This is a genomic window from Ruminococcus callidus ATCC 27760 (assembly GCF_000468015.1).
Classification (GTDB): Bacteria; Bacillota; Clostridia; order Oscillospirales; family Ruminococcaceae; genus Ruminococcus_C; species Ruminococcus_C callidus.
On the sequence record NZ_KI260336.1, the window covers coordinates 51,596 to 60,080 of the forward strand.

The following is an 8,485-nucleotide window of genomic DNA, read 5'->3' on the forward strand; positions in this document are numbered from 1 at the left end:
ATCTGTCGCACAATCTTTGTGCGGTATTGACCTGCCATATTTTGTCCACGTGTCGAAAACAGATGATTCTGTTTCATGAACGCATTTTGAAAATTAGTGGCTTTTTGCAGAAACTGCTTGACATGACAGGCGAATTTGGGTATAATAAAAGTGTTGGAGAATTTTGCAAGAAGTTCCCCAAAAAAAGCATGCAATGAGATTGCTGCAAATTATCAGGAGGTAGTACCAATGGCATTGACTAACAACAAGAATGTGCTGCAGTGGGTCGACGAAATGGTCGCTCTGACAAAGCCGGCTAAGGTCGTATGGATCGACGGTTCTAAAGAACAGCTGGATGCACTGACAGAAGAAGTAACTTCTCTGCCGGAAGGCAATCATGACAAGATGTACAAGCTGAATCCGGACAAGCTGCCGGGCTGTCTGTATCATCGCACACTCCCGAACGACGTTGCTCGTGTAGAGGATCGTACCTTTATCTGCTCTAAGACAAAGGAAGGTGCAGGTCCGACCAACAACTGGATGGATCCGGAAGAAATGAAGGCAAAGCTCATTCCGCTGTATGACGGCGTAATGAAGGGCAGAACCATGTACGTGATCCCGTATTCTATGGGTCCGATCGGTTCTCCGCTGGCAAAGGTTGGCGTTGAGCTGACTGACTCCATCTATGTTGTTCTGAACATGAACATCATGACTCGTATGGGTGCAGATGCATTTAAGAATCTGGGTGACACCTCCAACGACTTCGTTCGTGGTCTGCACTCCAAGGCAGATGTTGATCCGGAAAAGCGTTATATCGTACAGTTCCCGGAAGAAAACACGATCTGGTCCATCAACTCCGCTTACGGCGGCAACGTTCTGCTGGGCAAGAAGTGCTTCGCTCTGCGTATCGCTTCCTTCCAGGGCAAGAACGAAGGCTGGATGGCTGAACACATGCTGATCCTGGGCGTTCAGAAGCCGAACGGCGAAACCAAGTATATCACTGCTGCTTTCCCGTCTGCTTGCGGTAAGACCAATCTGGCTATGCTGATCCCGCCGGAGGGTTATAAGAAGAATGGCTATAAGGTATTCACAGTCGGCGACGACATCGCCTGGATGAAGCCGGGCAAGGACGGCAGACTGTATGCAATCAATCCGGAGAATGGTTTCTTCGGTGTTGCTCCGGGTACCAATGACCACTCCAACCCGAACGCTCTGGCTTGCACCAAGTCTGACACGATCTTCACCAACGTTGCTCTGAACAATGCAGACAACACTGTTTGGTGGGAAAAGCTGGATAAGAATCCGCCGGTTGACGCAACTGAGTGGACTGGCAAGAAGGTAAATGGTCCGGAATTCATCGCTGAAGGCGGCAAGCTGGCTCACCCGAACTCCAGATTCACCTCTCCGGCAAAGAACTGCCCGTGCCTCTCTCCGGAATTCAACAATCCGGAAGGTGTACCGATCTCCGCAATCATCTTCGGCGGTCGTCGTGCATCTACCACTCCGCTGGTATATCAGTCCTTCGACTGGACACACGGCACCTATATGGGTTCTGCTGTTTCTTCTGAAACAACCGCAGCTGCTACCGGTGCAGTCGGCGTTCTGCGTCACGACCCGATGGCTATGAAGCCGTTCATCGGTTACAACGTAGGTGACTACTGGGCACACTGGCTGGAAATGGGCGAAAAGCTGGGCGACAAGGCTCCGAAGATCTTCAACGTAAACTGGTTCAAGACCGACGATGAAGGCAACTTCCTGTGGCCGGGCTTCGGCGACAACATGCGTGTTCTGGACTGGATCATCAAGCGTTGCGAAGGCACTGTAGACGCTGTTGAAACTCCGATCGGCTATGAGCCGAAGGCTGAGGACATCAACGTTGACGGTCTGGTTTACGAGGGCAAGCAGTTCACTTCCGATGACATCGCAGACCTGCTGAAGCTGGATATGGATAAGTGGGAATCTGAGATCACCGAGATGCGTAGATACTATGATGAAGACATCAAGGCTAAGGGCGGCAACATTCCGGCTGCTCTGTACGAACAGCTGGATAAGCTGGAAGACCGCATCAAGAAGGCTGCAAAGTAAGGAACATTTTTTCTGGCATAAAAAATAATTGCGTGATTGCATAAAAAGAGGACGTTTCCGTTTCGGCGGAAGCGTCCTTTTTGATTTCAGAGCATGTTCTTGTGCGGGTTGACCTGTACGGAAAAGTGCATCTGCCCTGCGGCAGTTTTCCAGTCGCTTTGTTCCATATCCTTGTAGCACTGGCTCCAGAGGCATGGCTCCACATCGAACACGTCTGCGTGATATTCGGAAACGGTTTCCCGAAATGCCGCCTGACACAGCCTTGTGATCTCCTGTGATGCCGCTTCAAAATCGCCCTCGCCTTCTAGGAAAATGGCGGCGGTGACGTGGAATCCGTCCGGCAGTTTTTCCGCGGAAAGCTGTGTTTTGGCAGACGAAACAGTGTAGCTGCCGCTTTCTGTGGAGAACTGTTCCGGATAATTGTCCCCGCGGAGCCAGCAGAGTCCGGAAACCGCATCTGGAGAAAGGGCAGCGGAGAGGTTCGTTTTGGTTGCAATGGCGGCGGAAAATCCGTCCTCTGTCATCAGGGGAACCAGTGCCGTGCCGGAAGCCGTGTCCCATTCCCGCAGAATGGTGAACAGGTCGGTTTCCGGCAGCTGTCCGGCGTGTTCCGCCTGCCGCAGCTGTTCTACGGTTTTGGTGGTGTCCTCCTGTGCAAGGGTGATGCCGTCGGCGGAACATGCCACCTTGCAGGCGGGGGACAGGCGGTACTGCTGCATCAGATCGTCCAGCTGTTCTCCAAATGCGGGATTTTCATAGGCAATCAGTTCTAGATGCCCCAGAAAAAGTGTTTTTCCTACCGGAACGGCGGCGTTGGCAACTGCCTGAGAAACGGAACTGCCCTTGCCGTAGGCAATCGCTTTTGATTCGTGAAAGTCGTGCAGCAGTACCGTCGGCGTGTCAGGAGATCGCAGTTCGATCGCCTGTAGATATGCCCTGTCCCGCACTTGGGTGGCGGCACAGCCGGTGCAGAGCAGCAGGACTGCCGCAGTCAATCCAGCCGGAAATGCAATGGTATATTTCATAGGAAACAGTTCCTCCTTTCGGGCGTTGCCAGCAGCAGAACCGGATCAGAACTCCCAGATACCGGAAACAGAAATTTTTGAAGCTGCCCCCGCAATGCCCAGCATAGACAGCAGACAGAGGGTACTGGTGTAACGCAGCTTCGGAAAGCACAGCCTTAACAGATGTGCCGCCAGCACGGCGAACAGCGTGATCCGCAGCACGCAGAGCATGACGAATACCAAGATATAAAGGGCATCAGCACGCTGGGTGCTCAGGGGCTGGGAAACGGAAACAATGGCGAAAAACGGGTGGCTGGCTTTTGCCATGCGGCTGCCCAGCACTGCCATGCCCAGCACGGAAAGATAGCTGCCCAGCAGGAACTTTCCCACCCATACCGGCACAATGCTGCGGTAGGTTTTCTTCTCGGAAAAGTCCAGCAGCAGAAACAGCAGCGGCAGTTCGTCTGCGGTGGTCATGCTGCGGAAAAAGCCTTTCCAAATGGTATCGTTGGGGGAGAGTGCCAGATTCTGCGGTTCTGCCTGCGGAATGGCACCAATACACATGATCGCCAGCGTAATCAGCAGGATTCCCAGAATCATGGTGCTGCTGCGGGCAATGGTCTGGATCCCCAGCGATACGGTGTACAGACATACCAGTGCAATCAGTGCCGCCGCCAGAAACTTTTCCGAAAAGGGCAGGGAAATTTCCTGTGAGGTCTGCTGTAACTGGACAAAGGAAGTTCCGCCGCGAAACAGCAGATAGACAATAAAGCACAGGGGCAGAATGCGGTGCCTGCGTGCACATTCGCCAAAACAGAACCCTGTCCGATAGAGCAGCAGTATGGGAATACAGAGCAGCAGCTGTACCGCGGTGGCAATGGCAGCCCCGAAAATGCCCTCAATGGTGAACGGCTCGGTTCGGCAGAGCAGGGGAAAGGCGGCACTGCCCAGCAGAACCGCAAAGATCTGGTTGGAACGGAGTTTATTCATGGTATTCCTCCACGGTGAAACTGCCGGACTGCATCTTGCGGAAGCTGACCCGCGTCAGGGTATCCCGAAAACCCTTTTTGTACAGCGGGGCAATGGGTGCTGTGATCGGGAAGCCGAAGCTTTCGCCGGCACAGAGATTGAACAGCACGGCTGCTCCCAGCAGACTGATGCCGAACAGCCCCCAGAATCCTGCAATCAGCAGAAACGCCAGCCGCAGCAGGGTGATGCTCTGTGCCAGATCGGGCACGACGAAGCCGGCAATAACGGCAATGGCGGTGACGGTGAGCATGGGGGTGCTGATCAGTCCGGAGGCAACTGCCGCGTCTCCGATGATCAGTCCGGCGACAATGCTCACGGCACCGCCTACGGCTTTGGGCAGCCGCAGACCGGCTTCCCGTATGATCTCGTAGACCAGCAGCACACCAATTGCTTCGGCAGTCAGGGAAATGGGGGCGTTTTCCTCGGCATCTGCCAGAATCAGCAGCAGGGTGCGGTTCAGCAGTTCGGGGTGGTGCAGGGCAATCGCCACATACAACGCCGGCAGCAGCACTGCCACCAGAAAGGCGGCGTACTTGATCCAGCGAACCAGCGTGGCATAGGCAGGACGATAGCAGTAGTCGTCCATAGTCTGGAAGCTTTCGCAGAACAGCTTGGGAATCACCAGTGCGAAAGGCGTGCCGTCGATCAGCAGCCCGACGCGTCCCTCCAGCAGCTTGGCACAGAGCACGTCCGGTCGCTGGGTAGTGCCCACAGTGTCGAACAGACAGCCGCGGCGGTTCTCCAGAAAGGGCTGGAGGTAGCCGGAAGAGAGTATGGACTCCAGTTCCATTTCGTCCAGCCGTGCCTTGATCTGTGCGATCAGGGATTGGGGCACGCGGTCTGCCATGTAGCAAAGGCAAAGGTCTGTCTGGCTTTTGGAACCTTTGACAAACAGTTCCAGTTTCAGCTGCGGGGTTTTCATGCGGCGGCGAAGCAGGGACATATTCACGCGGACAACTTCAATGAAGCCGTCCTTTGCTCCCATGACGTTGTCCTCGCCGGAGGGCTCGCTGACGGAACGCTTGTCGTAGCCCTGTATCCCGAATACCAGTGCAGAATCGGCTCCGTCCAGCACCAGCACGGCAAAGCCGGAGTTCAGAAACCGGAACAGGTCAGCATAGGTGCTTGCCTCTGCACGGTCGATAGAATACAGCTGGTGATTCCGGATAAAGGCGAAAACATTTGCCGCAGTGGGGCATTCCAGCCGGATCGCGGTAATGGGCTTGAGGATCAGTTCCGTCATGGTGGACGTAGACAGCATGCCCTCACAGCAGAGCAGGGCGGCAGGCAGCCCGCTGAGAACAAATTCGTTGACCAGCAGGTCTGACGAACCCTCTGCAATGGTGCGGATCTTGCTGAGGTTAACAGAAAGCTGCGGCGAAATGGTCTGTTGTAATAAAATCTCTGTGTGGTTTTGTTGCATAGGGCAACCTCCCGAATGGATTCACGGCAGGACTGCCGTTCTGTTTTCAGTATGCCGCTTTCTCAAAAAAAGATGCAAAATGGATTGCTTTTTTTCCGGAGATGTGCTATAATAAAGTGGATATTTTGTCGAAGAAAGGACGCTTTTATGAAACAACACATTTGGATATACGGGAAAAGGCTGGCGGCAGTACTCACTGGTATCGCCTGCCTTTGTGCGGCGGCTGGCTGCTCCAAGACCAACGAGATCAACGACAGTGCGGCAGTTCCGGCAAACGCACCGGTTTCGGACAGCTCCGCAGACAGCGGTGAAACGCCGTCCGACGATAGCACCGCAGATTCCACCGCAGAAGCCGGCGGCGATACTTCCATTCACGTGGTCGCGGTGGGGGACAATCTGGTACAGCAGTGCGTGTATCAGAGTGCACAGGCACACTCCAACGACGGGACAAGCTATAATTTCGATTATTGCTATGACAACATCAAGCCGCTAATCAACGGTGACCTGAATATCATCAATCAGGAAACGCTGATCTGCGGCGATGGCTTCGAGGTGTCCGGCTCCAATTTCAACTTCAATTCGCCGGTGGAACTGGGGGATGCCGTGGTGGGCATGGGCTTCAATGTTATCACCATGTGCAACAATCACCTGCTGGACAAGGGTGAAAGCGGACTGAACGGCTGCCTGAACTACTGGGATCAGAAGATGCAGCAGTATCCGGACATTCTGGCATGCGGAGTCTATCGGGACTATGTGGACATGCAGCAGCATATCCGCACCAAGGAATTCAACGGAAAAACAGTGGCATTTCTTAGCTACACCGAGAATACCAATGGCTATTCGCTGCCGGACAACTCTGAACTGGAGATCGTGTATACCTCACAGGAGGACATTATCCAGCAGCAGATCGCCGCAGCCAAGGAAATTGCGGACGTGGTAGTAGTGACCTGTCACTGGGGCGTGGAGGATACCTACAACGTTACCGACGGCGTAAAGGCACTGGCACAGAAAATCATTGACTGGGGCGGCGATGTGATTATCGGCACCCACCCGCATGTAGCACAGACAATGGAATATCTGACCCGTCCGGACGGTACGCAGGGCTTTGTGTTTTATTCGCTGGGGAATTTCATTTCTGCCCAGACGGACAACATGAACCTGATCGGGGAACTGGCAGACTTCAACATTGTAGCGAAAGAGGACGGCTCTGTGACCATTGAAGATGTCAAGGTTTCGCCGGTGATTACCCAGTTTGACGACGGGCGGGAATCCAATCTGCGGCTGTATCCTTACAGCATGTATACGGATGAACTGGCTGCCCAGCATGGACTGCCCTATTGTTCGTCCAGTACAGGTCCGTCCTATCAGGTGTGGAGCATGGAGAAGATTCGGGAACTGTTCGACATCTCTGTGCCGGAGCAGTTCCGGAATTACAATTGATAGGGAGAGAGAAAATCTTATGAGAATCATCTGGAAAGGCAAATTTGACGGCAACGAGGAGAGTTTGCCTCACGGAGAGCACAAACCCAATGCGGTGAAATTCCAGGAAATTGACGACATCAAAAAATTGGGGTTGGTTTTGAATTTGCTTTCTGTGCCGCTTATGATCGTGACATATGCCATTGTGCTGCTCCGCGGCGGCTTTGATGTGATACTGGAACACTTTTGGATATACTGGGCGGGAATTCTGGCGGCAATTGCCTGCCTGATTCCCCATGAGTTTATCCACGCCATGTGCTTCCGGAAAGAGGCGTATATCTACACCAATCTGAAAAACGGTATGCTGTTTGTGGTTGCAACGGAGGATATGAGCAAGAGCCATTTTATTGTGATGAGCCTGATGCCGAACCTGATATTCGGATTTGTGCCGTTCCTGCTGTACCTGATTTTTCCGCAGCTGGGATTTCTGGGTATACTGGGAGCGACTTCTATTCCGATGGGCATCGGGGACTATTACAATATCATCAATGCCCTGACACAGATGCCCAAGGGAGCGAGAACGTATCTCCATGGCTTTCACTCCTACTGGTATCTGCCGGAAGAACATGCAGAGCAGGCGGAATAATATGTACGGGACGGTGGAAACAGCGTCCCGTTTTTTGTGTGCCGTAATCAGCCGAAATATGCCGTGGGATCTACATACACGCCGCTTTTCTGCACTTCCAGATGCAGGTGCGGCTCCAGGGCACTCTCCAAGTCCGGACTGGCACCGGTCACACCGATTTTCTGTCCGGTCTGTACCGTGTCGCCCTCCCGCACTTCCAGCGAGCCGTCCAGACCGCAGTACCGGCTGGTCACGCCGTTGTCGTGGTCAATGGTCACGGTATAGCCCCACAGGGCATCGCTGCACACTTTGCTGACAGTACCGGTATCTATGGCGAAAACGTCTGCACCGGCGGCACAGCTGAGGTCTACGCCGTTGTGTGTCTGCCATGTACCGGTGGTTTCGGACTTGATGAGTTCGCCGTCACTGAACGGGTTCAGGATCGCAAAGTCTGCCAGCGGCGGGGTCAGCTGGTGTACCGGTGCTTCTTCCGGCGGAACTGTTTCCGGAACTGTTTCTGCTGCGGTGGCTGCTGTTTCTGTTGCCGGTGCAGTGGTGGCTGCCGGCGGGGCAGTGGTTTCTGCGGGCTTCGCCACGTCAGTCTGCACGCCGACAACAGGGGCTTCGTAGGGTTCCGTTTCGGATTCGGTCAGTTCCATCTGTTCGTTCAGGGAATTGAGGTTCTGCTCCAGTGTCTGACTGGTCTGGCGGTACGCAAAGACACAGGCGGCACCGATCATCAGCAGGCTCAGGAAAAGGGCTGTGTAAAATCCGCGGAATCTGGATTTCTGTTTTGTCTGGGTTTTCATCAAAACCACCTCCAGTGCTAGTTTGCACCGGAGGAATTTTTTTATGCAGACAACAGAAAAAATGGGAAAAGTTGCTTTAGGCAATATCGCACAAAGATTGTGCGACAGATGC

Annotated in this window: 7 protein-coding genes; 3 read left to right on the top strand and 4 right to left on the bottom strand. The window is 53.7% G+C overall.

What is annotated here, in order from left to right; genetic code table 11:
- The first annotated feature begins 228 nt into the window (after positions 1 to 228).
- The gene (locus RUMCAL_RS03795) at positions 229 to 2,064 is read left to right on the top strand and encodes a phosphoenolpyruvate carboxykinase (GTP) (RefSeq protein ID WP_021681218.1); all 1,836 of its coding nucleotides are present in this window, start codon (positions 229 to 231) and stop codon (positions 2,062 to 2,064) included.
- An 86-nt stretch (positions 2,065 to 2,150) separates the two neighbouring features.
- On the opposite strand, the gene RUMCAL_RS03800 is transcribed toward RUMCAL_RS03795, so the two are convergent.
- The 3 genes from RUMCAL_RS03800 to RUMCAL_RS03810 are packed head-to-tail and all read right to left on the bottom strand — an operon-like array spanning position 2,151 to position 5,520.
- Positions 2,151 to 3,089: a Ger(x)C family spore germination protein gene (locus tag RUMCAL_RS03800; RefSeq protein ID WP_021681219.1), complete on the bottom strand. Its 939-nt coding sequence runs from the start codon at positions 3,087 to 3,089 to the stop codon at positions 2,151 to 2,153.
- Positions 3,090 to 3,134: 45 nt separating this feature from the next.
- The gene (locus tag RUMCAL_RS03805) at positions 3,135 to 4,058 is read right to left on the bottom strand and encodes a GerAB/ArcD/ProY family transporter (protein ID WP_021681220.1); all 924 of its coding nucleotides are present in this window, start codon (positions 4,056 to 4,058) and stop codon (positions 3,135 to 3,137) included.
- Positions 4,051 to 5,520, bottom strand: a complete 1,470-nt coding sequence (locus tag RUMCAL_RS03810) for a spore germination protein (RefSeq protein WP_021681221.1) — start codon at positions 5,518 to 5,520, stop codon at positions 4,051 to 4,053. Before RUMCAL_RS03810 ends, RUMCAL_RS03805 begins: the two co-directional genes overlap by 8 nt.
- A 147-nt stretch (positions 5,521 to 5,667) precedes the next feature.
- On the opposite strand from RUMCAL_RS03810, the gene RUMCAL_RS03815 reads away from it, so the two are divergent.
- Positions 5,668 to 6,960, top strand: coding sequence for a CapA family protein (locus tag RUMCAL_RS03815; RefSeq protein WP_040646868.1), 1,293 nt, complete (start codon positions 5,668 to 5,670; stop codon positions 6,958 to 6,960).
- A 19-nt stretch (positions 6,961 to 6,979) separates the two neighbouring features.
- A complete protein-coding gene (locus RUMCAL_RS03820) occupies positions 6,980 to 7,585 on the top strand; it encodes a DUF3267 domain-containing protein (RefSeq protein WP_021681223.1) in 606 nt (201 codons plus the stop codon).
- 47 nt (positions 7,586 to 7,632) lie between these two features.
- Here the strand turns inward: RUMCAL_RS03820 and RUMCAL_RS03825 are convergent, their stop codons facing one another.
- Positions 7,633 to 8,373 (bottom strand): M23 family metallopeptidase, encoded by a 741-nt coding sequence (locus RUMCAL_RS03825; protein WP_040646869.1) that lies wholly within the window; start codon positions 8,371 to 8,373, stop codon positions 7,633 to 7,635.
- Between the last annotated feature and the right edge of the window lie 112 nt (positions 8,374 to 8,485).

What these genes read in the sequence shown, in the direction of transcription:
- RUMCAL_RS03825 (WP_040646869.1), bottom strand. Translation starts at nt 8,373, where the DNA reads ATGAAAACCCAGACAAAACAGAAATCCAGATTCCGCGGATTTTACACA.
- RUMCAL_RS03795 (WP_021681218.1), top strand. Translation starts at nt 229, where the DNA reads ATGGCATTGACTAACAACAAGAATGTGCTGCAGTGGGTCGACGAAATG.
- RUMCAL_RS03805 (WP_021681220.1), bottom strand. Translation starts at nt 4,058, where the DNA reads ATGAATAAACTCCGTTCCAACCAGATCTTTGCGGTTCTGCTGGGCAGT.
- RUMCAL_RS03815 (WP_040646868.1), top strand. Translation starts at nt 5,668, where the DNA reads ATGAAACAACACATTTGGATATACGGGAAAAGGCTGGCGGCAGTACTC.
- RUMCAL_RS03810 (WP_021681221.1), bottom strand. Translation starts at nt 5,520, where the DNA reads ATGCAACAAAACCACACAGAGATTTTATTACAACAGACCATTTCGCCG.
- RUMCAL_RS03820 (WP_021681223.1), top strand. Translation starts at nt 6,980, where the DNA reads ATGAGAATCATCTGGAAAGGCAAATTTGACGGCAACGAGGAGAGTTTG.
- RUMCAL_RS03800 (WP_021681219.1), bottom strand. Translation starts at nt 3,089, where the DNA reads ATGAAATATACCATTGCATTTCCGGCTGGATTGACTGCGGCAGTCCTG.